General features: G+C 30.9%; 26 protein-coding genes and 1 tRNA gene. 3 read left to right on the top strand and 24 right to left on the bottom strand.

Annotated features, from left to right (window positions below; translation table 11 throughout):
* Window positions 1-9 precede the first annotated feature (9 nt).
* Entirely contained in the window at window positions 10-1083 is a 1074-nt protein-coding gene (locus PMT9312_RS06755; protein WP_011376852.1) for a glycosyltransferase family 4 protein, read from the top strand.
* On the opposite strand, the gene PMT9312_RS06750 is transcribed toward PMT9312_RS06755, so the two are convergent.
* The 11 genes from PMT9312_RS06750 to PMT9312_RS06700 form a co-directional block, all read right to left on the bottom strand.
* On the bottom strand, window positions 1075-2982 hold the full coding sequence (locus tag PMT9312_RS06750; RefSeq protein WP_011376851.1) for a polysaccharide biosynthesis protein: 1908 nt from the start codon (window positions 2980-2982) through the stop codon (window positions 1075-1077). The genes PMT9312_RS06755 and PMT9312_RS06750 overlap by 9 nt on opposite strands.
* Window positions 2983-2989: 7 nt before the next feature.
* Window positions 2990-3721 (bottom strand): sugar transferase, encoded by a 732-nt coding sequence (locus PMT9312_RS06745; protein WP_011376850.1) that lies wholly within the window; start codon window positions 3719-3721, stop codon window positions 2990-2992.
* Window positions 3718-4821: a DegT/DnrJ/EryC1/StrS family aminotransferase gene (locus PMT9312_RS06740; protein WP_011376849.1), complete on the bottom strand. Its 1104-nt coding sequence runs from the start codon at window positions 4819-4821 to the stop codon at window positions 3718-3720. Before PMT9312_RS06740 ends, PMT9312_RS06745 begins: the two co-directional genes overlap by 4 nt.
* Before the next feature lie 8 nt (window positions 4822-4829).
* Window positions 4830-5819, bottom strand: coding sequence for an alpha-ketoacid dehydrogenase subunit beta (locus tag PMT9312_RS06735; protein WP_011376848.1), 990 nt, complete (start codon window positions 5817-5819; stop codon window positions 4830-4832).
* Window positions 5816-6859 carry a thiamine pyrophosphate-dependent dehydrogenase E1 component subunit alpha gene (locus PMT9312_RS06730; protein ID WP_011376847.1) on the bottom strand — a complete coding sequence of 348 codons (1044 nt, stop codon included), beginning with the start codon at window positions 6857-6859 and terminating at the stop codon, window positions 5816-5818. The genes PMT9312_RS06735 and PMT9312_RS06730 overlap by 4 nt, the downstream gene beginning before the upstream one ends.
* A gap of 90 nt (window positions 6860-6949) precedes the next feature.
* Window positions 6950-8206: a glycosyltransferase gene (locus PMT9312_RS06725; protein ID WP_011376846.1), complete on the bottom strand. Its 1257-nt coding sequence runs from the start codon at window positions 8204-8206 to the stop codon at window positions 6950-6952.
* Window positions 8207-8209: 3 nt separating this feature from the next.
* A complete protein-coding gene (locus tag PMT9312_RS06720; protein WP_011376845.1) occupies window positions 8210-9301 on the bottom strand; it encodes a Gfo/Idh/MocA family protein in 1092 nt (363 codons plus the stop codon).
* A gap of 12 nt (window positions 9302-9313) precedes the next feature.
* A complete protein-coding gene (locus tag PMT9312_RS06715) occupies window positions 9314-10639 on the bottom strand; it encodes a nucleotide sugar dehydrogenase (protein WP_011376844.1) in 1326 nt (441 codons plus the stop codon).
* Between the two features lie 43 nt (window positions 10640-10682).
* Window positions 10683-11306, bottom strand: a complete 624-nt coding sequence (locus tag PMT9312_RS06710) for an acyltransferase (RefSeq protein WP_011376843.1) — start codon at window positions 11304-11306, stop codon at window positions 10683-10685.
* A 17-nt stretch (window positions 11307-11323) separates the two neighbouring features.
* Window positions 11324-12628: an O-antigen ligase family protein gene (locus tag PMT9312_RS06705; RefSeq protein ID WP_036924281.1), complete on the bottom strand. Its 1305-nt coding sequence runs from the start codon at window positions 12626-12628 to the stop codon at window positions 11324-11326.
* A 34-nt stretch (window positions 12629-12662) separates the two neighbouring features.
* Window positions 12663-12736, bottom strand: a tRNA-Arg gene (locus PMT9312_RS06700).
* Between the two features lie 450 nt (window positions 12737-13186).
* Between PMT9312_RS06700 and PMT9312_RS06695 the strand changes: the two genes are divergently transcribed.
* The gene (locus PMT9312_RS06695; protein ID WP_011376841.1) at window positions 13187-13870 is read left to right on the top strand and encodes a hypothetical protein; all 684 of its coding nucleotides are present in this window, start codon (window positions 13187-13189) and stop codon (window positions 13868-13870) included.
* 246 nt (window positions 13871-14116) lie between these two features.
* Here the strand turns inward: PMT9312_RS06695 and rsmI are convergent, their stop codons facing one another.
* The gene (gene rsmI, locus PMT9312_RS06685) at window positions 14117-14980 is read right to left on the bottom strand and encodes a 16S rRNA (cytidine(1402)-2'-O)-methyltransferase (RefSeq protein WP_011376839.1); all 864 of its coding nucleotides are present in this window, start codon (window positions 14978-14980) and stop codon (window positions 14117-14119) included.
* Window positions 14981-14983: 3 nt separating this feature from the next.
* Here rsmI and PMT9312_RS06680 point away from each other — a divergent pair, with 3 nt between their 5' ends.
* Window positions 14984-15880, top strand: a complete 897-nt coding sequence (locus tag PMT9312_RS06680; RefSeq protein WP_011376838.1) for a 3'(2'),5'-bisphosphate nucleotidase CysQ — start codon at window positions 14984-14986, stop codon at window positions 15878-15880.
* Between the two features lie 4 nt (window positions 15881-15884).
* Here PMT9312_RS06680 and PMT9312_RS06675 read toward each other — a convergent pair whose 3' ends face one another.
* From PMT9312_RS06675 to sppA, 12 genes are all read right to left on the bottom strand, one after another.
* Window positions 15885-18050 (bottom strand): polyribonucleotide nucleotidyltransferase, encoded by a 2166-nt coding sequence (locus PMT9312_RS06675; RefSeq protein WP_011376837.1) that lies wholly within the window; start codon window positions 18048-18050, stop codon window positions 15885-15887.
* A 174-nt stretch (window positions 18051-18224) separates the two neighbouring features.
* On the bottom strand, window positions 18225-18527 hold the full coding sequence (gene rpsN / locus PMT9312_RS06670) for a 30S ribosomal protein S14 (RefSeq protein WP_011376836.1): 303 nt from the start codon (window positions 18525-18527) through the stop codon (window positions 18225-18227).
* A 60-nt stretch (window positions 18528-18587) separates the two neighbouring features.
* Complete coding sequence (gene rseP / locus PMT9312_RS06665) at window positions 18588-19667, bottom strand: RIP metalloprotease RseP (RefSeq protein ID WP_011376835.1); 1080 nt, start codon at window positions 19665-19667, stop codon at window positions 18588-18590.
* 9 nt (window positions 19668-19676) lie between these two features.
* Window positions 19677-20954 (bottom strand): serine--tRNA ligase, encoded by a 1278-nt coding sequence (gene serS / locus PMT9312_RS06660; protein ID WP_011376834.1) that lies wholly within the window; start codon window positions 20952-20954, stop codon window positions 19677-19679.
* A gap of 124 nt (window positions 20955-21078) precedes the next feature.
* Window positions 21079-22545 carry an AAA family ATPase gene (locus PMT9312_RS06655; protein WP_011376833.1) on the bottom strand — a complete coding sequence of 489 codons (1467 nt, stop codon included), beginning with the start codon at window positions 22543-22545 and terminating at the stop codon, window positions 21079-21081.
* Window positions 22546-22560: 15 nt separating this feature from the next.
* Window positions 22561-23703 (bottom strand): membrane protein insertase YidC, encoded by a 1143-nt coding sequence (yidC, locus tag PMT9312_RS06650; protein ID WP_011376832.1) that lies wholly within the window; start codon window positions 23701-23703, stop codon window positions 22561-22563.
* A gap of 72 nt (window positions 23704-23775) precedes the next feature.
* Window positions 23776-24189 (bottom strand): PH domain-containing protein, encoded by a 414-nt coding sequence (locus PMT9312_RS06645; RefSeq protein ID WP_011376831.1) that lies wholly within the window; start codon window positions 24187-24189, stop codon window positions 23776-23778.
* Complete coding sequence (locus PMT9312_RS06640; RefSeq protein WP_011376830.1) at window positions 24186-24572, bottom strand: ribonuclease P protein component; 387 nt, start codon at window positions 24570-24572, stop codon at window positions 24186-24188. Before PMT9312_RS06640 ends, PMT9312_RS06645 begins: the two co-directional genes overlap by 4 nt.
* Before the next feature lie 12 nt (window positions 24573-24584).
* Complete coding sequence (gene rpmH / locus PMT9312_RS06635) at window positions 24585-24722, bottom strand: 50S ribosomal protein L34 (protein ID WP_002808184.1); 138 nt, start codon at window positions 24720-24722, stop codon at window positions 24585-24587.
* Window positions 24723-24752: 30 nt separating this feature from the next.
* Entirely contained in the window at window positions 24753-25334 is a 582-nt protein-coding gene (locus PMT9312_RS06630) for a DUF2808 domain-containing protein (protein ID WP_011376829.1), read from the bottom strand.
* Window positions 25335-25404: 70 nt separating this feature from the next.
* Window positions 25405-25776, bottom strand: coding sequence for a chorismate mutase (gene aroH, locus PMT9312_RS06625; protein ID WP_011376828.1), 372 nt, complete (start codon window positions 25774-25776; stop codon window positions 25405-25407).
* An 18-nt stretch (window positions 25777-25794) separates the two neighbouring features.
* Complete coding sequence (gene sppA, locus PMT9312_RS06620) at window positions 25795-26604, bottom strand: signal peptide peptidase SppA (RefSeq protein WP_011376827.1); 810 nt, start codon at window positions 26602-26604, stop codon at window positions 25795-25797.
* Window positions 26605-26636 lie beyond the last annotated feature (32 nt).

Below are 26636 nucleotides of genomic sequence, written 5' to 3'. Positions count from 1 at the left end.
TAAGTTTTAATGAAGATTCTATATTTAGCACCAGGGAATTCAATTCATAGTAAAAAATGGATTGAAAAAATTAAATCTCTTTATCCTAATAATAATTACTTCTGGTTTTCTTATGAGAAATTTCAATACGAAATTAATAATGAAATTAGTATTTTTTCTATATCTGGTAAAAACAAATTTAGATTAATTAGAATTATAAAATGTATTTTTAAGATTAGAAAACTTCAGAAAAAAAACAATTTTGATCTAATTCATATACATTCAGTAGGAACATATGGAATCTTCGCAATAATACCAATTTTATTTAATATTCCTTTCATTGTTACTCCTTGGGGTTCAGATATTATTTTTGGCTCTAGAAAGTTTATAAATACTTTAATAATGAAATTTATTTTTTTCAAGGCTAGTTTAATTACCTGTGATGCAATACATATATCCAAACTTATTTCGAAAATCTCTCCTATAGCTAATCCAAAAATAATTAATTTTGGAATTGATTCTTCTTTTTTTGTTGGATCAATATCTAATTATATAGATGAGAAATCAATAAATATCATTTCAACAAGAAATCATGAACAAATTTATAATTTGGAGACTTTAATAAATACATCAAAAAATTTAAAAAATAATAATATAGATTTCGCACTAACTATTGCTGGTTATGGATCTCAAACTGAAAAGTTAATCAAAAAGTCTAATGATTTAGGATTAATAAAAAAAGTTAGATTTATAGGAAAATATGATTATGAGACTTTACCTGAACTCCTAAATAAGCATGATTTGTTTATCTCTACTTCTTTATCTGATGCTGGGATAGCTTCAAGCATAGCTGAAGCTATGGCTTGTCAAAAAATTGTAATAGTCTCCGATAGTGGAGAAAATAAATTATGGATTTCTAATGGTTATAATGGCTTCTTATTTAAAACTGGATGTTCAAAAAGCTTATATAATACAATTATTAAAGCTATAGATAGAAAACATTTATGGAAAAAAATTGGAATTAGGGCTAGAGAAACAATATTAGAAAGAAATGATATTAGTAATGAAATGAAGAAAATGGGTAAGCTGATGGATCTAGTTTAATTCATTTTGATTTTGCCATTCTTTAACTAATTCATTCAGGGTTTTTAAAATTTGATCTTTATTTCTTTCGTTAATCAATTTTTTTAAATTTTCTAATTTTGGGATAATTTCATCCATTGGAATAAATTTTTCTTTCGCTCTAAATATTAAAGGATGGTCTGTCTTTTCTGCCTGAGCATCAATTAGTAATTCTTCATATAATTTTTCACCAGGTCTCAATCCAGTAATCTTAATTTCTATATCGCCATTAGGATTTGAATCATCTCTCAATTGTAGTCCACTCAATTTAATTAATTTAATAACAAGATCTTTTATACATATAGATTTACCCATATCTAATAGGAATACCTCTCCTCCTTGAGCCATGGCTGAAGATTGAATAACTAATTGTGAGGCTTCCTTAATCGTCATAAAGTAACGCGTTATTTGAGGATGAGTAAGAGTTACTGGACCCCCAGAGGAAATTTGCTTAATAAAAAGTGGAACTGCTGATCCTGATGAACTAAGAACATTTCCAAATCTAACCATGGAGAAGCATGTTTTTTTTTCTTTTTTATTAAGCGAATTTTTTTCAGCATCATGAGCAAATGCTTGAACAATAATTTCAGAAAGTCTTTTAGATGCGCCCATTATATTTGTAGGTCTTACAGCTTTATCTGATGAGATCATCAAAACCTTTTTTAAAGAAAGTTTCTTTGAGGCAATACATATATTGAGGGTAGAAAAAACATTATTATTTATACTATTTATGGGATTTATTTCTACCAATGGAACATGCTTATATGCTGCTGCATGAAAAACAATATCAACTTTTTCTTTTCTGAATAGGTTCTTTAGAAATTCTAAATTACAACAATCGCCTAAGGCCGGTGTTATTTTTATGCTACGAAAATTCAAGCCTTCAACCGCTGATGTTATTTGGTAAAGATTTGATTCACAATTGTCCAGCAAGATTATTTTCTTTGGATTTAATTCGATTATTTGCCTTGTTAATTCGCCGCCTATAGAACCTCCTGCTCCAGTAATGCAAATTATTGCTCCTTTAATGTCTTTTGATAGTAGATGAATGTAAGGATCTACAGCATCTCTCTCAAGTAAATCCTCAACATCAATTGGTTTTAAAGAATCTATTATTGATTTCTGCTTTGTTATTTCTTTTATTGATGGTATGGAAGAGATTTTGATATTAAATTTCTGTAATGAATTTAGAATTTTCTTTCTTTTTTTTGGAGGAAGTGATGGAATTGCTAAAAAAATCTGATCAATATTTTTTACTTTATCTTTTAAACATTCAGGAGGAAATATTTTAATTCCATTGATTTCTCTGTACCAATAACTTGAGTCGTCATCTATAAAGAAACTGACGTTATATAGGTTAGATATTCTCAAGGAGGCCTGAAGTTGCCTACCTGCTCCGCCAGCTCCATATATGGCAATAGATTTTGCATTTTTAGATTTTAAAGAAATTCTTTTTTGAAAAGTATCCTTATATATAAAACGTGAAAATGAAGTAGCAGAAACAACAATGAAATATAATACAATCCAAGCTTTAAAATCTGGGATTTTAAATAAAAATATTTGTCCAATAAAAGCTAAAATTATTAGAAAAAATAAAGAATACCAAAATAATTTATATATGTTCTTTGTTGTAAATAAACCAAATAATGATTTGTATTGGTTTGATAAAGAGAATATGAAAACCCCCAAAAATGGTGCAATCCATAATATCCATGCGTAATCATCGGGGAAGCCTCTTAAATCTGATCTTATAATTTCATAAGAAATATTTCTATAACGTATTCCTAGTTGGCAAGCAAAATATATTAAAAGAAAATCAATACTAGGAATAAGTAAAGAATCTAACCTAAGTCTTTTTATAATTTTCTTTAAAAATTCCATTAATTATTCAGGTTTCTCTTGTAACAACGATTTCATTAGAACCTGGAGGAGGTGTAGGTTTAAGTTTATCTTTTCTAAGTGATAACTTACATAAATCTTTTGGAGCATCAAGTTTTAACAGAGTTTTATTAATTAAGATAAGAGAAAATTCTCTTGAGAAAAAACTTAAAATTGTAAAAATAATAATCAAAATATCTAGCTGTATTGATTGTTTTTTTATATAAAAAAGACCTAATCTACTTTTCCATGGTCTAATAAGTTGGTTATAAGAAATATCAGGATCATCAACATTTTTCAAAATTTCCGATTCATCTGAAAAGATAATTGAGGCAAAATCAGTAATGCCAGGTTTAACTCTTAAAAGATTTTTTTCAACTTTCGTATATAGATCAGTCTCTCTTTTAACATTTGGTCTAGGACCTACTAAGCTCATTTCCCCAATAAAAACATTAAAGAGTTGAGAAAGTTCATCCAATTTTAACTTTCTTATAAACCTACCTATTTTAGTTATTCTAGGATCATTACTCGATGTACTATCTACTTTATTTTTCTCAGCATTTACTATCATTGATCTAAGTTTTATCATATTAAAGTTTTTATTATTTTTGCCAGTTCTTTTTGCAATGTAAAATGGTGTATGTTGATCCTGTAAATAAATACCAAAACAAGCAATTATGATTATCGGAAAGAGGAGAATAAGGCCTAAAAATGAAAATATGAGATCGAAAACCCTTTTCATTTTCGATAAAATTCAATAATTTTTTGACATATATAATCTATATCTTCGTTAGTAATAAACATGTTCATTGGAATCATTATACATTCTTTAAAAAATGCTTCTGATTTGGGTAAATGTAAATTGAAACCAAGATGCTCCCATTGATGAATAGCTTTCCCACCCCACTGTACTAATGTTCCAATGCCATAATCTCTAAGATATTTCTGTAACTCATCTCTTCTTTTTGCAACTATCTCATAATTTTGATAAACATCATAATGATCAGAATTATTAAATGGGGATTCTGGTAATTTTAATTCTTCTAAAATCGAAAGTTTAGAGAAGTATTTAGATGCTATTTCTCTTCTTCTTTCAATTACTTTTTCATAAGACTTTAGATTAAAATTTAATATTGCTGCTTGTAAGTTATCAATTCTACTATTTCTACCCCATGATTTAACATTACCATTCTTATCTCTACCATGATCATGAAGTTGATAGGCTCTATCAAAAATTGTTTCATCTTGGCATAATATGGCACCTGCATCGCCAAAACAACCAAGAACTTTTGCAGGGAAAAAACTTATAGCTGATGAGTGTCCAAATGTCCCGGCATTTTTCCCCTTGAATTTTGATCCTAAGGCTTGAGCTGCATCTTCAACAACATAAAGTTTATATTTATTAGCTATTTGCATAATCCTTTCCATATCACATGTGCGCCCATTTAGCTGTGTGGGCATTATCCCAACAGTACGTGATGTGATTGCGTTTTCAACTGCATCGGGATCTATTAAATTATCATCTCCTATCTCTACTGGAATTGGAATTCCCCCTGCTACTTTAATTGCAGATGCAGTTGCCAACATAGTATGGGAACAACAAATAACTTCATCACCTTGTCTTAAATTTAATGCCATCCATGAAATTTCAAGACCATCGGTAGCATTACCTACTCCAATTGCATATTTTGAAGATGAAAAGATTGATAAATTTTTTTCGAAAATATCTACGTCATCCTGCATAATAAAAGCCCCTCTTGAAGCTACATCTGAGAAGATATTCATATATTCATCTTTTTTATCTAAAAAAAGTCTTGGGTAATCGAAGAATGGAATTTTCATAGAAATAATTATAAATTATTTTCAAAAATTTTAAAAATTTTATTTAATATTTTTTTCTCATTTGGATAGTATTCTTTTTCCAAAACTTTGCTTGTTGGTGCGGGTGTAAAAGGTAGAGTTAACCTCGCAGGTTTGGATTTGAAAAATTTAGGTTCGACATTCTCGACAGCGGAAGAAATTATCTCAGATGATATACCACAAGGTCCCCATCCTCCATCCAGCACAAATAAACGGCCAGTTTTCTTGACTGAATTAGTAATTAATTCACTATGAAAAGGATTAATTATTCTCATATCAATGATTTCAGGATTAATTTTATTTTTAATTAATTTCTTAGTTATTTGTTTAAGTAAAAATGTTGAGTAACTACATCCAACTAATGTTATTGAATTGCCTTCTCGCAAAATACAAGGATTTATACTTTCTAGGTTGATTTCTTTCGCTTCAGGGAGTTGATCTTCTTGATCGTAAAGCCATCTGTCATCTATATAAATTACTGGTTGATCAGCTAAAACAGAGGCTATTAAAAGATCTCTAGCATCAGCCACTGATGATGGCAAGACTACTTTTAAACCTGGTATGTGTGCGAACAAAGAATGTAAGGCTTGTGAGTGTTGTGCCCCTTGTTCTCCTCCTCTATTTATTATTCCTCTTATAGTAATAGATGGACTTGATTGCCCGCCAAACATATAAGACCATTTTGCAGCTTGATTAATTATTGGATCCATTGCGTACATCATAAAATCCATTCTTGGATGAACAACTATTGGCTTCATTTCATTAAGTGAGGCTCCAACGGCGGCCCCTGTTACCGCAGCTTCTGATACTGGAGTATCGATAATTCTTTTTTTTCCAAAATTTTTATCTAGATCTTTCATAGTATTACCCACATACCAAGGACTCCATAAACCTTGTCCAATTACGAATACTTCAGGATAATTTTTTAATAAAAAATTATATGCATCTAGAATTGCAGTGCTATATGTAAACTTTTTCATTTGTAATTGCTTTTAAAAACATAATCTAGGGATTCGTTCCATTCTGGGGAAGATTCTCCTAAAGCATCGACCCATGCGTTATCTATATCTTTCTGAATATCTTTCTCTAAGTTTATCAAATGATTCTCTCCAAAATAATTTTCTTTTAAAAGTGATTTTTTTAACCTTAAAATTGGATCTCTTTTCTTCCAATATTTTAAATCATCTGCAGATCTATTTATTCCAACATCAATATCTTCTCTCCAATCGACATGACCAAACCATCTATATGTAAGTGCTTCTATGAAAAATGGCCCCTCCCCATCTCTACATCTTCTAATAAATTCTTTGCCCGTTTTGCAAATAGAAGTTAAGTTGTTTCCATCTAATACTTTTGACTCAATATCATTTGCTTTCGCAAATCTATACGTTAACTTTTTGGGCTGCCTCAACTTTATATTTAAATGACTTGAGAATAAGTTATTTTCGACTACAAAAATAACGGGACAATTATTAATTCTTGCAAAATTTAAACTTTCGTGAACTATGCCTTCTTCTATTGCGCCATCGCCTAAATAAGAAATAGATACAACTTTTTCTTCTTTTAACTTACTAGCTAAAGCCGTTCCAACGGCAAGAGGAACTGTTCCTCCAACTATTGGTACAGATCCACAAAAACCTACTGAACCTCCAAAAAGATGCATTGAACCACCCATCCCCTTTGATATTCCTGAGGATTTTGCAAGTATTTCAGAAAAGAATGATTTAAGATCTATACCTAAGGAAAGTATATGAGAATGAGATCTATGGGCCCCAAATACTTTATCCTGATTATTTAAATATTGAGAGATACCTACTGGTATAGCTTCTTGACCAACCCCTAAATGTACAGGACCACCAACTAATCCAAATTCTCGTCCTTTGGCAATTTTATATTCTGCATTTCTTATTAATATCATTTTTGAAAGCATTTCCAATAATTCATCTCTAGAGAAATTATCGATATTAATTTCCTTTTCAGATGTTATGGAATCTATTTCTTTACTATTGGAATCTTTCATATATTTATAAACGCATCCAAATTTATTTAATCATAAACTAAAAATCTGCACTATTCATAATAATTGCCTTGCTTTTATTATTCTTTGCTCTTATAAAGACTTGTAGTTTTGTTCGATAAATTTAATAAATTCTCCATACACATTATCAGAAGTGAATTTTTCTTCATAAAGTTTTCTAGAATTATAAGATAATGAATCTCTTTTAATAGGATCATTTATACATGAGAAGATTTGATCTTCCCATTTAGAATTTTTATCGCAAAAATATCCAACATTATATTTTTTGATTATATTTTCTAATTCGCCTTTTAGTGAAGTAATAATAGGAAGCCCAAAAGATAAGCTATCAATCACCTTATTTGGGATACTCATTTGAAAGTCGGGTGTGTTTCTATATGGAGCTAAAGTAGCAATTGATAGTTTTTTTATTGCTGTCAATTGATTTAAGTCAACCCATCCAGGAAAGAAAATATTACTTTTTTCTTTTAACTTTTCTTTTAAAAAGCTAATGCATTCTCCATCTCCGCATATTAATATTTCAAATTCACAATCCTCTAATTTAGGGGATAACGTTGCTGAAATAAGATCATTGAAATCATAGGCGTTGTTGATATTACCAGCAAAAATTATTTTATTTTTCTTTTTTATATCTATCCCAATTTGCTTTTTCCACCAAAGTAAACTTTCTTCTAATTTTAATTGTGAAATTTCCTTTATGTTGGGAACTAAATACAAGACCCGATTGTTTTTATTGAAATTTTTAGAAAAATTTTCAGACCAATTTAAAAAATTGGGAGTTATTGCAGTTATGAAATTTGCGTTTTTTAAAGAAAATTTTGCGGCATAAAAATATGGAGTCAATATTAATTTGATAATTTGTCTTTTTAATCCCATTGATTTTTGAAGAAATATATGAGGCCATTGATCTTTTATATCAACGCAAAATGGTATTTTTTTTGATTTCAACCAAATTGATAAAAAGAAAGTTGTTTCAATGGGAGGGTAACCTATAAAAACAAAGTCAGGATAGTTTTCAGGTCTAATTTTAAAAAGATATTTAAACGTATTTATGCCAAGAATAAAATGATCTAAAAGTCTTTGAAAACTTATATTTGATTTATAGCCAGGGGAGGGGATAAGAGTTATTTGAAAATTATCGCTTAATTTTTTCACTGTTAAATTTTTATATCTATGTAATTTCATTTGGTGGCTAAAGTCAGAGCTTAAAAGTTTTACTGAATGTCCTCTTTTAAGAAAATATTCAGAAAGATTAATAGCCCTCATTGGCCTAACATTTTCACCATCTGTTTGTAGGAATTCTCCAGTCTGCAAAATCCAAATTTTCATAAATTAGATAGATGATAATTTTATAAATCTCTGTTCTTTGGCAGATTTGTAAGCTGCATTAATTATTTTTATGCTTGATAAGCCGCTTTCTCCATCACATATAGGCTTAGTATTACTCATTAGATTATCAATCATATTTTGATAATAAAAGTTATGTCCAAAACCGTAAACAGATTCTGTTTTGTAGTTATATTTTTCTAAACACGCGTTACTATCATCTTCAAAAAAAGAATATTCAAATTCATTTACTGCTATCCCCCCAACTTTTGCACTTCCTTTATCACCAATTATTGTAATTGATCCTTCAATATTTTTTGGATAAGTTATCATCGTTACTGACATTGATCCTAGTGCACCATTTTTCCATTTCAACTGAATAACTGCAGTATCTTCAACTTCTATATCTCTACTTATAGTTGATACATTTGCATATAAGCCATCCAAAGGTCCAATAATCCACTCTAATAAATCAACATAGTGACTAGCCTGATTAAGTAGGGCCCCTCCATCAAGATCTTTGGTTCCTCTCCATTCATCCTGATCATAGTATGATTGGGGTCGCTGCCAAAAAACGTTTATATCGACTATTCCTATATTCCCAAATTTATTTTCCTCTACTTTCTTTTTTAAAATTTGTAATGTTGGATTTAGTCTATTTTGTTTAATAACAAAGAGCCTTACATTTGCCTCTTTGCATACTTTTATCATTTCTTTTGCATCAGAAAGATTTAATGCCATTGGCTTTTCTGTACAAACATTTATTCCTGATTTTGCTGCAATCTTTGTTTGTATAGGATGTAAACCACTTGGGGTTGCTAAGACAATTAAATCAATATCAATTTTGTTATTTAATTTTGCCTTTATTAGTTCCTCATAAACATTAAATTTAATTAAATTTTTTGATGGAAAATTTCTCTCTTTTAATTGACTATTATAAAAATCCGATATATTTTCAATCTTTTTTTCATTATTATCGCAAATTGCAACAAGTTCACATCTTTCTTTTTCACTAATAATTGCCAGAATATGTTTTTTGCAAATTCTTCCACATCCAATAATAGCTATGTTGATTTTTCTGGGAATTATATCTTTCATAGTCAAATAAACTTAAGCTCTAAAAATATTTTCTGAAAGAGTAAATCTTCCTCTAGTATCAATAATTAAATTGCTATGTTTTTTAATTAATTCATAAGGGAAATCATCATGATCAGTTAGTAGTAAAACGCAATCGAAGGAACTTAAAAGATCTGCTGTTATTTTGCAATGCTCGATTTCTAAATTATATTTTCTGACTTTTGGCAATTTTGGGATGTATGGATCGTTATATTTAACTACTGCGCCTCTTTTTAAAAGTTCATAAATAATATCTAAGGATGGAGATTCTCTAATGTCATCTATATTTTTTTTATAAGATAATCCAAGGACAAGAATCTTACTGTTTTTTATTGATTTACTTCTATTATTGAGTAAATTAAAAATCTTTTCTATTACATATTGAGGCATTGAAGCATTAATTTCACCCGCTAATTCAATGAATTTTGTATTCATACCATATTCTCTAGCCTTCCAAGTTAAATAAAATGGATCAATTGGTATACAGTGTCCACCTAAACCAGGGCCTGGATAATAAGGAGTAAAACCAAAGGGTTTTGTTGCTGCGGCATCTATTATTTCATATAAATCAATATTCATTTTATCGGACAGGATTTTTAACTCATTCATAAGTCCAATATTTACAGCTCTATGAATATTTTCTAATAACTTTGTTATTTCAGCAGCTCGTGTTGAGGAAACTGGTACAAGTCTTTCAATTATTTTGGAGTATAATTCAATTCCTATTTCTCTGCAAATTGGGGTAATACCTCCGATGATTTTAGGTATAGATCCCGTTGAATAGTCTTTATTCCCAGGATCTTCTCTCTCTGGTGAATATACAAGGAAGAAATTATTCCCAATTTTAAAACCAGAAGATTCAATTAATGGTTTTAATACTTCTTCAGTCGTCCCAGGATAAGTAGTACTTTCTAAACTTAATAGCTGACCTTTTTGGAAATATTTTTTTAAAGAATTTAATGTTGTGGTTATGTACTGTAAGTCTGGCTCTCTATTTTTATTTAAAGGTGTAGGTACGCATAAAATAATAGCTATACATTTCTCTGCTTCTGAGAAATCTGATGTTGGTTTAAATTTGCTATTTTGAATGACTTCAGAGATCCTTGAATTGTTGATATGTCTAAGATAGCTCTCTTTATTTCTCAACTTGGCAACTTTTTTTTTGTCAATATCTATTCCAATAACAGAAAAGTTTTTTTCGGCAAAAGTAAGCGCCAAAGGCAAACCGACATATCCAAGACCTACTATCGCAATACTTTTATCTTTTTTGCATAAATTTTCCTTGAAATTATTTATTAATTCTCTCTTATCCGAAGTCATAATATCCAATAAAGATTTTTGGCTATTCCAATAAATTAATCTACTATATCTTCTCAGCAAAAATTTCTGATTGTTTCAAAGAATATTTAATATTCATTTTTTGACATGTCCATGAAGCCTCTCCCTCTAAAGGAAGAGGTATGTTATCACCAAATTCACTAATCCACCCAACTTGTCTTGCAGGAATTCCTTTAACCAATGCATATGATTTAATATCCTTAGTAACTACTGCTCCAGCAGCTACAAAAGCATGCTTACCAATTGAAACCCCACATATTATTGTACAGTTTGCACCTAAGGAGGCACCATTCATTACTAATGTTTTTTTATATTCGTTTTTTCTTCTTATCTTTGATCTAGGGTTTTTAACGTTCGTGAAAACTACACTAGGGCCGCAAAATACATTACTTTGAAGCGTTACATCATCATAAATAGAAACGTTATTTTGAACTTTGACATTGTCACCTATGTTTACCTTATTAGCTATAAAAACATTTTGACCGAGAGAACAGTTTTTACCTATCTTGGCTTCTGAACAGATATGGACCCAATGCCATATTTTAGTATTTGCTCCTATTGTGGCACCTTTGTCTATTATTGCTGATTCTTCTATTATTACACTTGGATGAATATTCTTTTTATGATTCCTCCAGAAATTATTAAGCATAAAAATGCACCAGTTTCTTAATTACAAATTTTCAGATTATTTTTTGTTAATGAAATACACCTTAAGCCAGAGAATAAGATGCAAATCAACATACTGACTCTACCATCATAAAAAGTCATATCACTTAAATGGATTAAGAAAATAACTATACCTGCTGAAATCCATGCTTTATTTAGATTTTGATAATCATCTTTTTTATCATTAGAGTAAAACACTTTAAGAGATTTATAAAAAATATAAAAAGCTATTGAAGTTAATAATATTGAAATTGGGATGCCAAAATTAAAAGCCATCTCCAAAAATAAATTATGAGTATGTTGAAATTTATGAAATACAAAAGGTGGATTCCACATATTGTCTTTTGCTAGATAAATTAAAGCGAATGTTCCTGATCCCCAACCTAAAAAAGGTCTTTGAAATATAAAATTCAAAGCTGATCTGAAAATTACTAATCTTGGTGTATTAATGAAGAATGTGAATCTTTTAATTCTTAAAAATGTTTCAGGTATGAACTCTAATATATTTAGTGTTGGCAGTAAGTTAAGAATGACAAAAAAGAAAATTATACCAATTGAAAATATAAAAAAAGTCTTTATTCCAAAGAAAACTATTATGGTTGAAATCATACTGAGCAGAGCATTTTTAGAATTTGTATTGATTATTAAATAGCTAATCAGAAAAGTGATGAATAGAATGGAAAGACTTTTAATTTTATATTTTATATTTTTCTTTATGAGGTATATTCCAAATGGAAGATTTATTGAAAGCCAAATACCTGCATAATTTCTATTACTAAATAATCCTGAAACCCCTCCAGTAACTTCGAGAGGCTTTTGAAACCATATAATTAAACCATTAAAAATTTGAAAAGGTCCATGTAAGTCAAAGAATAGTTGAAAAAGACAACTTACTATAAATGGAACTGTTCCAGATAATAAATATTTAGAAAAAATTAATCTATCATCTTCAGTTTTTACATAGCTTTGGAATCCAATAAAGCCTAATAAAGGAGGAATCCAATTGAATAAATTTAGCAATACAAATGAATTATCTAAATTTGGAAGCACCCTAGGAATTAAAATTGTATTATTTATAAGTGAACTAAATAGGATCATTCCTATCGCAATGATTACTAATAAATTCAATTTATCTTTTAAAAAACAAAGTTTACTTTTGGAAAAAGATAAAACTAAAGAAAATAGTAAAAATAACGCAGATATTACGAATGCAGTGGGTAAAAGGAATACTCCTATAAGAAAAGAATATTTACCAATATTCAGATAATTTTTTTTTGCATATTTAAGAAAATTATTAGTTAACATTTTATTTCTATAGTCAAAATCTTTTAACACTTTACGCTTCCTGCAGGATTCGAACCTGCGGCCCACTGCTTAGAAGGCAGTTGCTCTATCCAGCTGAGCTAAGGAAGCTAGAGGTTTTTGGGCTTGTTAGTCGCAGAACAAAAAGTTCATAGAGATGTATATCACCTTTTTGACTTTTCTCTGGATAAAAAAACCAAATAACCTACCTATCTTAAAACAGCCCAGCACACACAACAAGTAAATTACCAAAAAGAAACACTACAATATTATGTATGAAATTATTTTTACTTAAAAATTTATTTCACCTCCCTGATCCGTTTACAAATCTAATGATCTAATCCCATAATTTTATAAAACTGAAACTTTAATCTTCTATTGGATGTTATTTTTTTTTATTAAAGTAAATTTTAGATTTAATTTTAGGAAATACATTGAACGTTTATTAAGTATTTGAGACCAAAGAATTCGTTATCTTCTTTATAAATTATTTTTTTATAATGATATCTATTTTTTCTTCTAAATTATTGTAAAATTTGTAGAGATAACAAGAAATAAAATTTGGCTAAAAGACTTACAGAAAAACAAAAAAGTGAAATAGCTGAATATTTTAAAAATGGTAAAACTATTGAAGCTTTATCTGAAGATTTTAATTGTACATCATTAACTATAACTAGAAACTTGAAGAAAAAGCTTGGGGAAGTAATGTATAAAGAATTAGTTGAAATAAATACAAATGCTGATCAATTAAATACTCTTTTAGAAAAGGATAAAAAGAAAAAAAATGATTTTGAATTGTCAAAGAAGAGTTCTAAAAATGAATTTAGTGATGATTTAATTTTGGATTCTAATCAATCTGAGAATAATATTTTTTCCAGAAATGAATTTATAGAAATTTCTCCTTTGAATTTCGAAATAGATAATGTACCTCGAAAAGAGTTGTCTTCTATCCCTATACAAGAAATTGATTTTCCTAAAACTGTTTATATGATTGTTGATAAAAATATTGAATTAGAAATAAAATTATTGAAAGATTATCCGGAATGGGAATTCCTCCCAAATGAAGACTTACAGAGAAAAACGATAGAAATATATTTTGATTTAAAGTTAGCAAAAAGAGCATGTAGTAAGGAACAAAAAGTTATTAAGGTGCCTAATGCAGATGTATTTAGAATCGTCTCTCCTATACTAATTTCAAGAGGAATATCGAGGATTGTGAGTGCTGAAAAACTTATAGCTCTTTAAGTTATTAACTTTTATTTGTTAAATTCATATTAAAAAGACTTCCTATTATAGAACCGCTAATAAAACTCGAACCAATAATAAAACTTATTGGTAATTTAACAGTCTCATTTATTAAAAAATTAACTTTACTTTTGTTGGAGCTATTTTGTATCCCAATCATCAATAATAGGAATAAACAAGAATTGAAAGTAGTTGCAAAAACTATTTTTTTTAATATAACTGACATAAATTTAACTTTTTTAAACTCTAATTTAAATTATAAATTATGCTTTTTTTGATGCCATATTTTTTTGCTAAATACTTTGAAGCCGCGGTTAAACTTAAACCTGCATTAGTTAATTCATTAAGATCCTTTTTTAAATCTGACTTATTAATTTCTTCATTTTTCTCTTTTTGAATACCTTTTATTACTATTGTTATTTCCCCAATCACTTCTTTATCTTTAAAAAATTCTATTGTACTATCAATATTATTGCCCACATGTTCTTCAAATTTTTTAGTTAATTCTCTTGCTACAACAATTTCTCTTTCACCCCCACAGAAATCTAATAATTCTCTCAACAATTTCTTAAGACGATGGGGTGATTCATAAACTATTGTTGTTTTCTCATTCTTACTAATTTCAAAAAGAATTTTGTCTCTATCAACTTTTTTTTTAGGAAGAAAACCTTCGAATATAAATTTAGAAGATGGCATTCCACTTGATACGAGAGCTGTTATTGCGGCACAAGCACCTGGGATACAAATAACATCATATCCTTGAGATTTGGCTTGACTAACTATCTTTTCTCCGGGATCACAAATTCCTGGCATTCCCGCATCACTTACAAGCGCAATTGACTTGCCTGCTTTTAGATCGTTAATTAACTTAGGAATTCTTTTTAAAGAATTTTCCTTATTAAAGCTTACTAAATTATTAGAAATACTAAATTTATTCATTATTTTTCTGGTTTGTCTCGTGTCTTCGCAAGCAATTAAAGAGACATTAGCAAGAATATTAATTGCTCTAGGGGAGATATCATTTAAATTCCCAATTGGCGTACCAACTAAATATAAAATTCCTTCCTCAGGTTCTTCTTTTCTATGAGATAATAGGGAAATATTTTGCATTAAGTGATTAAATTACCTTTCGGAGTAGAAATTAATAATCTAATAGATAATCTGAAGAGTTTGAGTTGGGAAGCTGCAGATATCTTGTTGTACTATGCCAATATTATTAAAAAATTAGAGCAAAAAAATGAAATTCTTAAGAATAAAAATAATAATGACCCTGTAACATTAGCTGATTTAGAAGTAAACGAATTAATTATTAACAGAATAAATCAAAAATATCAAGATACTAATTGGGAGATCTTGAGCGAAGAAAATTTCAAAATAGAATCCAATTATTTTAATAATGTTGACTGGCTTTGGGTTCTTGATCCTCTAGACGGAACTAAAGATTTTATTCAAGGAACACAAAATTATGCTATGCATTTAGCCTTGAACTATAAAAGAAGGCCATTTATTGGGGTTGTGCTTATCCCCGAAAAAGATGAATTATGGATTTCTTATGCAGAAAAACTTTGGTGTGAGAAAAGAGATGGAAGTATTCGAAAACAAAATTTGTCTGAAACAGATATTCTCAAAGATATGACCATAGTTACCAGTAAGAACCACAGGAATGAAAAATTAAAGGATTTAATTGAAAAGATTAATTTTAAGAAAACTATTGTAATGGGTAGTATTGGTTGCAAAGTTGCTTCAATTATTAGAGGAGATAGTGATATTTATATTGCATTGAGTTTGCCAGGCAAAAGTGCGCCAAAAGATTGGGATTTTGCTGCACCAGAAGCTATTTTAAAAGCGGCTGGGGGATCAATAACAAATATTGATAATGAGGATTTGGTTTATGGTAGTACTGATCTTAAGCATTCAGGTATTATAATTGCCTCTAATAACAAGAAGAATCATAAAAGAATCTGCTCGCAAGTAAAAGAAATTATTGAGGAATATAAAATTTATCCTTAGGAAATTAGTTTAAAGGTGCTACTGGCGTAGGTGTTGGCTCAGGATAAGACATCCCACTATTTTGTGAAACTCCCCTCAAAGTAAGATTGATCCTACCTCTGCTATCAATTTCACGAACCCTTACAGTTACTTCATCACCTTGTCTTACAACATCTTCCACCCTTTCAACTCTCGCTTCAGATAATTGGGATATATGAACCATTCCCTCCTTACCAGGGAGAATTTCAACAAATGCTCCAATCGGAATTATTCGAGTGACAACTCCAGTGAAAATTTCACCTTCGTGGACTTTTCTAGTTAATCCTTCTATTATCTTCTGCGCTTCTTCAGCCGCAGCGCCATCATGTGATGCGATGGTTACAATTCCCCCATCTTCAATATCGATTTTTGTATTTGTTCTTTCGGTAATTCCTTTAATGGTTCTTCCACCAGGTCCAATGACTGTCCCAATGAGCTCTGGATCAATCCTAAAGCTTAAAAGTCTTGGTGCGTGGGGAGATAAGGATTCTTGAGGTTTATCTATTGCCTCTTGCATTTTTTCTAAGATGTGTAATCTTGCAGGACGAGCTTTTTTGATTGCATCAGAAATAACGGAAACGGACAAACCTGTAATTTTCATATCCATTTGTAATGCTGTTATCCCCTTTTCTGTACCAGCAACTTTAAAGTCCATGTCCCCAAGAAAGTCCTCGATCCCTTGAATATCCGTGAGAATTCTGATCTCCTTCCCTTCTTTGATTAAACCCATAGCAGTACCACTGACAAGGGCTTTTAAAGGAACTCCTGCATCTAATAACGAAAGTGTACTTCCACATACAGAACCCATGGAAGTTGATCCGTTCGAACTTAAAACTTCGCTAACAACCCTTAATACATATGGGAATGTTTCTTTCCCCGGAAGAACAGGAATTATCGCTCTCTCTGCTAAAGCTCCATGGCCAATCTCTCTTCTGCCAGGGGTTCTCATGGGTCTGGTTTCCCCAACTGAAAAAGGTGGGAAATTATAGTGATGCAGATAAGTTTTTTCAGTGCTTGGATTAAGGTCGTCCATTTCCTGTGCGTCACTTGGCGTTCCCAAAGTTGTCGTTGATAAGACTTGAGTCAACCCTCTTTGAAATAAGGCTGAACCATGAACCCTTTTTGGAAGTATCCCAGCAGATGCTGAAATTTTTCTCACTTCATCTAATTCACGGCCATCAACTCGTTTGCCATCATTAATGATTTGGGACCTCATTAATTTCTTTGTAAGTTTTTTGAAGTCGGAACTTAACAACTTATCATTCTCTGAAAGAAGAACTTTTAATTCGTTATCATCTTTCAAAGATTCAATTTTAGCTTGAGTATCAACTTTTATTTTTTCGAGTTCAAGATCTCTCTCATCTTTAGACTGGTCAAATTTCTTTAAAACCAACTCAATTCCCTTTGTACAATTCTTCTCTAAATAAGAGGGCAATGTATTATCTTCTTCGGGAGCCGATGACTTAACCTGTTTTATACCTAAATCTTTTAGTAAATCTACTTGAGATTTAATTAGTTCAGTTACTGACTCATAACCAAAATCTATAGCTTCAATAGTATCTTGCTCTGATAATTGGTTAGCACCTGCTTCAATCATAACAATGCCGTCAGGTGATCCTGCAACAACAATGTCTAAATCTCCTTTCTCTATCTCTCTATAGCTTGGATTTAAGATGAAATCATCTCCTATGAGCCCAACTCTAACAGCTGCCATTGGCCCATGAAATGGTATCTCTCCAAGTAAAGTTGCTATTGAAGCTCCAGTAACAGCTAAAACATCTGCTGGAACCCTTTCATCTAAAGAAAGGCATGAAGCAACTATTTGTATCTCGTCTCGCATCCATGAAGGGAAAAGCGGCCTCATTGGCCTATCAATCAACCTTGAAATTAAAGTCGCTCTTTCTGGAGGGCGACCCTCTCTCCTCATAAAACCACCTGGAATCCTCCCTGCAGCATAAAGTTTTTCCTCATAGTCGCATATAAGAGGTAGAAAGTCTGCAACCTCTTTCTTAGTCGTTTTTGTTGCTGTAACTAATAACGAGGTGTCCCCACACTCAATCATTACTGATCCATTTGCTTGAGGAGCATATAGTCCTGTAGTTAGTCGTATCTCTCGTCCGTCAAACGTGATCGACTTATTTTGTCCTTCCACTTTTTAAATTATAAATCTATACATAATTTATTCTTACATTTTATAGGGACATATTGAGTAAATTATTTAGATAAGCTATAAAAATTTTAAAAAATTGTCCCTAAATTGATTTATTAATTTATTTAATTAAAATTTTTTCTGAAGAAAAAACAATATTTAAGTAAATAATTTATACTACCAGCTTGATTTAACTACCCCAGGCAGTTCGCCGTTATGAGCTCTTTGCCTTAACTGATTTCTGCAAAGACCAAAATCTCTATAAACTCCTCTAGGTTTACCTGTTGCCCAACATCTATTTCTAACTCTATTTGGAGCAGAGTTTCTTGGCAGAGCTTGAATCTTTCTATGTATTTCTAATCTTTCCATTGGATCTTTTGCTGCATTGAATTCATCTAATAATGATTTCCTTTTTGCAGCATATTTCTTCACAAGTTTTTTGCGTTTGACATCTCTCGCAATCATGGACTTTTTCGCCATCTATCAGAATTTTAAACTATTTAATATATTAACAGCTTATCTAACAATTTTTAAAATTATTCATTGGTTGAAAAATCTTTGTACGATTAAAAGCTGACTAGTATCTCTAATAATAAGCAAAACACTTAAACCAACTAGAAGAAAAAAACTGGACTGAGTAACAACCATTTGAACCTTTACTGGGACTGGTTTACCCCTAAACCCTTCAATTAATGTGAAAACAAGTTGTCCTCCATCTAATAGTGGTAAAGGCAAAGAATTGAGTACTGCTAAATTAATAGAAATTAAAGCCGCAAATAATAAAATCCCTGTCCCACCTTGTTGCGATAATTGGGCGCCAATTTCGACGATTTTGACCGGTCCACTTAGTTGTTGAGCTGTTGAAGAGAAATTTGTTATTAACCCTTTATAACCTTGAATTGTTTTTACCAAAAGTGATGAAAACTCATTATTAACATATTTAAAAAGTACAAAAACGTTTTTTGTTTTTTTAGTTTCTTTTCTTACATTAGGCTGCAATTGAGCACCTATTGTGCCTTTCCCTTCAACATTTTTTGGTATCAAAGTTAAATCTTTAAAAGCTCCATTTCTCTCAATTGTTATCGCAATAGGGTTCTCCGATGAATTCTGTATCTCTTTTACTAAATTGGAAACAGCTTGATCACCAATTCCTAAGAAAGTTTTTTCTATTTTTAAAATTTTATCTCCAGGCTCTAAGCCAGCTATAGAAGCAGCCTTCTCAGGCTGTGTAGCTAATACTAGAATGCCTGGTTCAGGATCATAAGGAATTCCTGCAGTAGTTACATTTATGATTAAAATTGAGTAAGCAAGAATTAAGTTCGCGAATACTCCAGAGGAAATTACAATAACTCTTTGAATTATTGGCCTATTTTTTAAAAGATTTGGATCTTTAGGGTCAATATTATTTAATTCTTCATCAGGGAAGGAAACAAAGCCCCCTAAAGGAAAGGCTCTAAATGAATAGGTGATATCTTTATATTTTTTTTGAATTATTGAGGGCCCAAAGCCAATTGAAAATCCATCAACATAAATTCCTTGTAAAATTGCTGCAAGAAAATGGCCCATCTCATGAAAAAAAATGAGAAATCCAAGAACTGTTATTGAGGTTAAAACATTCATTTTTTTATATTAAGCAGTTTTTAAATAATTTGATCCAAAATATGGAACAAGAGCATCTGGAATTTTAACGCTACCATCTTTTTGTTGGCCATTCTCAAGAATCGCGGCCATTGTTCTTCCAATAGCAAGCCCACTACCATTTAAAGTGTGCAAATATGTATTTTTTTTATTAATTTTTGATCTTATTGATGATCTACGTGCTTGAAAGTCTAGACAATTACTGCAACTTGAAATTTCTCTATAACATTTACTACTGGGCAGCCAGACTTCAAGATCAAAAGTTCTACTAGAAGAAAAGCCTAAGTCTCCAGTACAAATATCTACTAATCTGTATGGTAAATTGAGCTTTTTTAAAATGCTTTCTGCATCAGAAGTAATCTTTTTATGAGCTTCTAAAGATTTACTTGGATCACAAAACCAATAAAGCTCAACCTTATTAAATTGATGAAGTCGTATTAAGCCCTTAGTATCCCTACCATAACTACCAGCTTCTCTTCTGAAACATGGACTATATGCAACATACTTAATAGGTAACTGCTTAGGATCAATAATTTCATTTCTATGAAAAGCAGTGAGTGGAACTTCGGCTGTTGGAGAAAGCCATAAATCATCATTAGAACATTTAAAACTTTCATTTGAAAATTTAGGTAATTGTCCAGATCCCCTAAGACTTTCTGAATTTACTAAAGCTGGAGGCATTAACTCTAAATAACCATTTTTAGTATGAATATCGAGCATGAAATTAATCAATGCCCTCTCTAATTTGGCGCCATTACCAATAAGAGTGATAAAACGACTTTTTGATATTTTTGTTGATTTTACGGAGTCAAAAATATTAAGACTTTCTCCTATTTCCCAGTGTGATTTAATATTCTCCCTTATAAGAGTGTCTCCCCAAGTTTTTATTTGTACATTATCACTTTCATCTTTCCCAATAGGTGCTTCTTTGCTAGAGAAATTTGGCAAATTATAAATCTCATCATCTACTTGTTTATCTAATATTCTTTGTTTCTCTTCAAGTTCAGAAATTTTGATTCTGTATTCGTTTCCTCTTTTTTTTAAATCATTTAGTTCTTGTGAATTAGTGTTTTGTGATTTTGCAATTACTTGACCGATTAATTTGCTTAATTTTTTACTCTCGGATTGAAGGCTCGATATTTCTATATCAATTTCTTTTTTTTTAACTGTTAATTCGTGAATGTGGGATATTTTGTAAACTTTTCCTCTTAAGGATAAATTCTCTTCAACAGACGTTGGATTTTCTCTTATTAATTTTTGGTCTAACACTCTTTTTTTTTTATACATTAATAAAGATAGTTAATCTCGATTCATTATTTGGGATTTTTGATGAAAAATTAACTAAATTAATGATTCCTAACTTATGCAAAATTTTTAATGAATTAAATTCTAATTAAGATGCAGAACGAGCCCGCCCTGTAGATGACCATTCTTTTAGTAAATCAATTTGCTCTTTAGCTGTTCTCGATAAGGGAACCAATTCAGAAACTGCCTTTACTAAATCTTTCTCCATAAGCTCTCTATTGTCTGAGAATGAAATGTGCATCCCCTCTATTACTGCTTGTTCAAGTTCTGCGCCTGAAAATCCATCTGTTCTGTCGATGATGGTAGTAAGAGGGAAACTGTAACTTGGTCTTCTTTTTTTTAAGTGCAAATCTAGAATGCTTAATCTTTCTTCAGAATTTGGCAAATCAAGAAAAAATATTTCATCAAATCTACCTTTCCTTAATAATTCAGCAGGAAGCTTGTCTATAGCATTAGCGGTGGCAATTACAAATACTGCGGATTCTTTTTCAGCCATCCAGGTTAGCAAGCTTGCCAAAACCCTTTGACTTGTCCCTCCATCACTTCTAGCATCGCCACCAAAGCCCTTATCAATTTCATCGATCCAAAGGATACAAGGTGACATGGCCTCAGCTCTTGATATTGTTTCTCTTGTCCTTGCCTCGCTTGAACCAACTAGGCTAGAAAATAGTCTCCCCACATCTAACCTAAGAAGCGGCATCGACCAACTATTGGAAATTGATTTTGCAGTAAGCGATTTCCCTGTTCCTTGTGCTCCAACAAGTAATACCCCCTTGGGAATAGGTAGTCCATAATCTCTTGCTTCTTTTGAAAAGGCCCTATATCTTTGTTTAAGCCAAACTTTTAAAACATTTAAACCACCAATATCATCTTGACTTGATTTGGCTTCAAAAAATTCTAAAATTTCACTTCTTGCGATAACTTGTTTTTTCTCTTCAAGAATATCTTTAATATCCTCTTTACTAATTTTTCCTCTTTGAGCAAGAGCCTTAGCAGTGACTTGCTTTACTTTTATTTCGGTTAATCCACTTGAAGCTATAGAAAGTTCATTTAAGTCTTCTTCCTCAAGATTTGAATTAGTATTAATAGCAATTTTTTTTATTAGATTTTTCAATTCTTTTTGATCAGGTAAAGGTAAGCTTATTATTGTCATTAATTCATCCAGTTCTTCAGACGATGGAAATAGATGAGAACTAATAATTAAATTATGACTGGTTTCCTTAAGCGCTGAAGATAGTTCTTTAATAGTTCTATTAATAGATGGATCATCATAAAATTTATGAAAATCTTTAACTAATAAAACTGTTGAAACCTCAGAACTTTGTTCTTTAAGCCAATTAAGCACTCCTAACGGATTGTTAGAAAATTTCCCTTCTTCATTTATTAATCCTTTAATACCGCTAACACAATCCCAGCAAACAAATCTTTTTATATTTAATCTTTCACAAGAAAAATTAACTAGCTTTTCTAATCTTTCCTCTTCTTTAGTCCTTATCCAAATTAATGAAGCCCTTGATTTTATAAGTAATTCTAAATTTCTACACCAAGAATTCATTATTTAAAATTAAAACTATTTTTTACTGTTTGGTTCAAAAGGCAGTCTTTTCTCTGAGATGGTTGAAGCAGAAGTTGTTATTACTTCATCTTTTGCCAATAATTGCTGATCCAGAATTTTCTGTAGATTCTCTGGAAGAGTCTCTTTATTAAGAAGAAAGGTCTGAAATGCCTGAAATATATTTGCGACAACCATATATAGTAATACTCCTGCTGGTAGTGGGAAAAACAGGAACATTCCAGTAATCATGATTGGTGTGATTTTGTTAGCTGTTGATTGCTGTGGGTTAGCAGGCATCCCCTGACTAGACAAAACTTGAGATAGAAGTAGAGTTAATCCAAAAGCACCAACTAGTGTAGCAATATCCCAATTAATAGCCCCATCGACATAAAAACCAACCTGACCGAGAGCTTTAATAAAAAGAAAACCACTTTTTGCAGCTAGACCAGGGATCTTCGCTTCTATTGTTGCATCCCCTGGCTTAATCGCAGTTACTGTTCCATCTTGGGAAACTTTTATATTTTCTGATCCTTTTGATACCTTCCAAGAAGGGAGAAATTTTGATCCATTATCGTATTTGGATAAAACTTCTGAATAGCTATTACCATTTGTTGTTTGTAAATTTATTTTTATTGATTCTTCTGTCCCTAATTTAGTTCCATTTGGAATGGTAGCGATTACAGGAAAATGTGATTTTTCTGTAATAAAAATAGAGTGTCTTGGGGATTTATAAGGTTTTGGATCAATAGCCGCAATTTGATCTTGAGGAACGACTTTAAGATTTATGTTGTAGGGAACATCAGCAAATGGTGATCCCCTTAGGGTTGCAAACAATGCAAATAGGATAGGCATTTGTACAATCAATGGAAGGCAACCCGCAAGAGGACTGCCAAACTCATTCATTAGTTTTCCTAATTCTTCTTGCTGTTTCTTTGGATCACCTGAGAACTTAGATTTTATTTCTGCTTGCCTTGTTTTCATTACTGGTTGTGCAATTTTCATCCTTCTTGCGCTTCTAATGGACCCAGCGCTTAAAGGGAAAAGTGCAATTCTAATCACAACTGTTAATGCAACAATCGCTAAACCATAACTAGGAACTAAGCCGTAGAAAAAATCTAGAATCGGGATAAGTAGTTTTTCAGAAATGAACCCTATCACGATATTAAAGAAAGTGTAATTTTACTAGACATTTTATTTTACAGGAAAAAAAGGTTTTTGTAATTAATTTATTTAGGATTTAGTAGCAAATCCTTCAACCTCGTTTAGATTTGGGATTTGTGTTTTTTTATTCAAATTTTTCTCAATAAATTTTTGCTTTTCTCTGAACAAAGGTAATGATTTCATTTCAACCTTTGATCCGTCATTAAGAATAAGAACCATATCACCATATGAACCGAATCCCCTTGGAATAGATCTTATTTCTTCAATATTACTTAATGAAACTTGTGTTTTGTTTTTACCAAACCAACCACCATCAATTGTAATCCTTTTGTTTGTAATTTTATATCTCAACCACAATGCTCTAACTATTGCGGCAAAGGTAAATGGCAAACCAAGAAGAGTTACGCCTGCAAGTAGATTTATTATTAAATCACTTTTTGCAGGACCACCTTCGTAAAATGTTTCTTCGTTCATGTTAATCATTTGATTAGTCGAGATTTGAACATTAAGTTTTGAAATTCCTCCAAAAGTTTATTTTTATCATTGCAGAAATCTCCAAATTTAAGGTTAACAAGTAACCAATAAGGTTTGTGGCTATTAATTTTCGGGATATTTGTTATTAACCACTCTTGCAGTATTCTCCTTATTTTATTTCTATCTACAGCTTTTTTAGAAACTTTTTTACTGATAGCTATTGCAGCCCTGAAATTGTTTGAGGCATTTGTGTGATTATGGGATAAGAGGATTTCTGGATTTGATCTTGCTACTTTAAAAGTCATTAATTTCCCATGATATTTTATGGAATTTTTATGAATATAATTAAAAGTCCTATGACCTTTCAATCGCATATCTTTAGGTAAGGCCATTTGAATTTTAGGTTAGACAGCTATTCTTTCTCTACCTTTTTGTCTTCTGCTTTTAATAACTCTTCTACCAGTATGAGAACGCATTCTTACTCTAAAACCGGATACACGTTTTCTTTTTCTTGAAGTTCCGCCAAAAGTTCTTTTAGTCATTTTTTTAATTATCCATAATTAATTTATCATTTAATCGATCACTATAGTCCAGCTTCCTAAATAACTTGAAACCGATTTCCCTTTAGGTTGCCCATAAGAGTGGAATTGATATAGCCCTTGTCTCTTTGGATTAGTAACTTTTAAAACAACCGCATAACTGTCTTTATTAGATGGAATTGGACTATAAGGGTAAATGTTTATTGAATGTAAGGATGATTTTTTATCGGAATTAATTTCAATATCGGCTGGAACATTTTCTAAACATTTAGTTCGATCCTCAAAACCGCCTATTCTTACCTTGCAAAGACTAATTTTTTCTTTTTTCAGTTTTGCTTTAAAGGGTTTAGGATTGGTTAAATTTATTTTTAAATAATCAGTTCTCCTGTCATATGGCCTCAAGAAAAAATAAATTGTATTTCTAAAATTTCTTTTATTTTCTTTTTGAAACCACTTTAATCTTTTGTAACCACTGTCTTGCTCCCATTGGAACTCCAATCCTGCTTTAGCATCTTGGATCTTATTAAAGGATGGAATTGAAACTAAAATTGCAGGAATAAGAAAAAATCTTAAAATTCTAAAACTTAAAGGAAGCTTCTTTGTTTTTTTTAACATAGAGGAAAAAATTTTTACAGGCTTAATTAGGGCAATCCCAATTTAAGAAGGGAAAATTGTTTTACTAAGGTTAACATCTATCTGTCCTTAATTTTGCAGCACCTCTTAAATAGGGATGCTTTACGGGATTATTTGGCGACAATAAAACTTGAGCCAATATTCTGATACAAAAATCTATATCATTTGATACATGCATTTGTTGGCAGTCTAAAAAGGCTACTGAATCTAGTCCATTACATTTTCTTGCAATTGAAGCAGGGAAACATGCATCCAAATCTTTTGTCGCGGTGAATGTAATGCATAATAAGTTCGACTTAATAAGACTATTGCGTGAAATTAATTCATCTATTAACTCAACTACTGCATCTTCAATTTCTTCAATAGAATTACCAGATGCTGTTGTAGCTCCTCGAATAAATGTAATTTTATAATCATCTTTCATTTTTTTATAACTATTAATTTAAGGCTTGTATAACCAAAGTATTTTATTAGATGAATCAATCTCAAAGAAAATATAATTGATAACTCTTTCAATAACTTTACTTCCAGGAATTAATCCAAGTATTTTCTTTTTTTTCTTCCCAAATGTTAAAGGCTGCAATTTAGGATCAATATTGACCATTTTTGCGGCAACTTCCCTGGCAACAAATTCATCTCCAATTTCATCAACAAGTCCTAATTCTTTTGCTTGGGTTCCAGTAAAAATTCTTCCATCGGAAAATTTTCTTACTTCTTCAACGGGTAAATTTCTTCCTTCAGCAACAGCTTCAGTAAATTGTTTGTAGCTTTCATCTATTAGACCTTGAAGCAGTCTTCTACCTTCCTCACTTAAAGGTTTATCTGGAGAAAGTATATCTTTAAATACGCCGCTTTTAACAGTCTCAAATTTTATGCCAACTTTATCTAACAATTCAGATAAATTATTTCCCCTTATAATCACTCCAATAGATCCTGTAATCGTGCCTGGATTTGCAACTATTTTGTCAGATGCAACACCAATGTAAACTCCTCCAGATGCAGATATATTCCCAAAACTAGCTATGACTTTACAACCTTTATCTTTTAGTCTTTTAATAGCAGAGTATATTTCTTGGCTATCTCCTACAGTACCCCCTGGCGAATCAATTCTCACGATTAAAGCAGGAAATTCTCTATCCTCAATTTGTTTAAGAGCTTTAAGAACAGAAACTCTTGTTGAACTTGTAATAGGCTCATCAATTAAAATACGAGCCATTCTTTTTTTTGACTTTCGTCTAAAAGGCCAAATCATTCTTTTAAGGTAAATACATAAAACTACTTTAA

It is taken from the genome of Prochlorococcus marinus str. MIT 9312 (genome assembly GCF_000012645.1).
Classification (GTDB): domain Bacteria; phylum Cyanobacteriota; class Cyanobacteriia; order PCC-6307; family Cyanobiaceae; genus Prochlorococcus_A; species Prochlorococcus_A marinus_L.
The sequence above is the reverse complement of the archived record's forward strand: the minus strand, read 5'-3'. Positions and strand labels throughout refer to the sequence as shown.

Excerpts from the sequence above, each read along its gene's own strand:
- PMT9312_RS06740 (WP_011376849.1), bottom strand. The coding sequence starts at position 4,821 with ATGAAAATTCCATTCTTCGATTACCCAAGACTTTTTTTAGATAAAAAA.
- PMT9312_RS06645 (WP_011376831.1), bottom strand. The coding sequence starts at position 24,189 with ATGATTAACATGAACGAAGAAACATTTTACGAAGGTGGTCCTGCAAAA.
- sppA (WP_011376827.1), bottom strand. The coding sequence starts at position 26,604 with ATGATTTGGCCTTTTAGACGAAAGTCAAAAAAAAGAATGGCTCGTATT.
- PMT9312_RS06735 (WP_011376848.1), bottom strand. The coding sequence starts at position 5,819 with ATGAAAAAGTTTACATATAGCACTGCAATTCTAGATGCATATAATTTT.
- PMT9312_RS06750 (WP_011376851.1), bottom strand. The coding sequence starts at position 2,982 with ATGGAATTTTTAAAGAAAATTATAAAAAGACTTAGGTTAGATTCTTTA.
- PMT9312_RS06725 (WP_011376846.1), bottom strand. The coding sequence starts at position 8,206 with ATGAAAATTTGGATTTTGCAGACTGGAGAATTCCTACAAACAGATGGT.
- PMT9312_RS06640 (WP_011376830.1), bottom strand. The coding sequence starts at position 24,572 with ATGGCCTTACCTAAAGATATGCGATTGAAAGGTCATAGGACTTTTAAT.
- PMT9312_RS06630 (WP_011376829.1), bottom strand. The coding sequence starts at position 25,334 with ATGTTAAAAAAAACAAAGAAGCTTCCTTTAAGTTTTAGAATTTTAAGA.
- PMT9312_RS06705 (WP_036924281.1), bottom strand. The coding sequence starts at position 12,628 with ATGTTAACTAATAATTTTCTTAAATATGCAAAAAAAAATTATCTGAAT.
- PMT9312_RS06730 (WP_011376847.1), bottom strand. The coding sequence starts at position 6,859 with ATGAAAGATTCCAATAGTAAAGAAATAGATTCCATAACATCTGAAAAG.
- PMT9312_RS06720 (WP_011376845.1), bottom strand. The coding sequence starts at position 9,301 with ATGAAAGATATAATTCCCAGAAAAATCAACATAGCTATTATTGGATGT.
- aroH (WP_011376828.1), bottom strand. The coding sequence starts at position 25,776 with ATGAAAGATGATTATAAAATTACATTTATTCGAGGAGCTACAACAGCA.
- PMT9312_RS06715 (WP_011376844.1), bottom strand. The coding sequence starts at position 10,639 with ATGACTTCGGATAAGAGAGAATTAATAAATAATTTCAAGGAAAATTTA.
- rpmH (WP_002808184.1), bottom strand. The coding sequence starts at position 24,722 with ATGACTAAAAGAACTTTTGGCGGAACTTCAAGAAAAAGAAAACGTGTA.
- rseP (WP_011376835.1), bottom strand. The coding sequence starts at position 19,667 with ATGAATGTTTTAACCTCAATAACAGTTCTTGGATTTCTCATTTTTTTT.
- PMT9312_RS06745 (WP_011376850.1), bottom strand. The coding sequence starts at position 3,721 with ATGAAAAGGGTTTTCGATCTCATATTTTCATTTTTAGGCCTTATTCTC.
- PMT9312_RS06710 (WP_011376843.1), bottom strand. The coding sequence starts at position 11,306 with ATGCTTAATAATTTCTGGAGGAATCATAAAAAGAATATTCATCCAAGT.
- rsmI (WP_011376839.1), bottom strand. The coding sequence starts at position 14,980 with ATGCAAAATATTTCCCTATTATCTCATAGAAAAGAAGAACCTGAGGAA.
- rpsN (WP_011376836.1), bottom strand. The coding sequence starts at position 18,527 with ATGGCGAAAAAGTCCATGATTGCGAGAGATGTCAAACGCAAAAAACTT.
- PMT9312_RS06655 (WP_011376833.1), bottom strand. The coding sequence starts at position 22,545 with ATGAATTCTTGGTGTAGAAATTTAGAATTACTTATAAAATCAAGGGCT.
- PMT9312_RS06755 (WP_011376852.1), top strand. The coding sequence starts at position 10 with ATGAAGATTCTATATTTAGCACCAGGGAATTCAATTCATAGTAAAAAA.